Below are 792 nucleotides of genomic sequence, written 5' to 3'. Positions count from 1 at the left end.
GGGCGACCGCTGGCATTCGCTGGCGCGACTCGCGCTGCGCGACGACCTGTACGGCTCGTTGCGTTCGATCGTCCTCGACGTTCTCGCCGGCGCCGAACCCGGGGAATCGACCGAGGAGATGATCGAGGACTGGGAGTCGTCGAACGGATCCAAACTCGTGCGTGCGAGGGCGGCGCTCGACGAGATCTTCTCGTCTGGAAGTCTGGACCTCGCCACCCTGTCGGTGGCGGCACGACAGATCAGGGGCATGGTGCGCACGGGCGCATCCGATCGGAGGTAACGAGTGAGCGGTGCGGGCGAACAGTTCGGTTTCCACACCGAGGTGATGGTGCGGTGGTCCGACATGGACGTCTTCCAGCACATCAACCACGCGCGGATGGTCACCCTCCTCGAGGAAGCGCGGATCCCGTGGTTGTTCGCCGACGGCCGCCCCACCCGGGACCTGCGCGAGGGGGCCGTCATCGCCGATCTCCACGTCCGCTACCGAGGGCAGTTGCGTCACGACGACGGTCCGCTCGACGTGCTGATGTGGACGGAGAAGGTACGCGCGGTCGACTTCACGATCGGTTACGAGGTGCGGCCGAGCGGTGCCCCGGTCGACTCGGCGCCGGCCGTGGTCGCGTCCACCCAGATCGCGGCGTTCGACATCGAGACCCAGCGCCTGCGCCGGCTCACCGACGACGAGCGCGAGTTCCTGCGGCAGTGGCGACGTGACTGACGAGGCCCGGCATGTCGAGCGTCTCCTGAGGCTCGACGGCCCCGACGACAGCGTCGATCTCGCTGCTTTCCTCG

At 67.9% G+C, this 792-nt stretch carries 2 protein-coding genes; both read left to right on the top strand.

The annotated features are described in order from the left end of the window. Positions 1-280, top strand: a 280-nt coding sequence (locus R1101_RS28830) for an NAD-glutamate dehydrogenase domain-containing protein (protein WP_037225264.1), incomplete at its 5' end; no start/stop codon positions are given. 3 nt (positions 281-283) lie between these two features. After that, on the top strand, positions 284-718 hold the full coding sequence (locus R1101_RS0124750) for an acyl-CoA thioesterase (protein ID WP_016935800.1): 435 nt from the start codon (positions 284-286) through the stop codon (positions 716-718). Positions 719-792 lie beyond the last annotated feature (74 nt).

This window comes from Rhodococcus sp. R1101 (genome assembly GCF_000278445.1).
Taxonomy (GTDB): Bacteria; Actinomycetota; Actinomycetes; order Mycobacteriales; family Mycobacteriaceae; genus Rhodococcus; species Rhodococcus gordoniae.
Note: the sequence above shows the minus strand (reverse complement) of the source record. Positions and strands in the feature narration are given on the sequence as shown.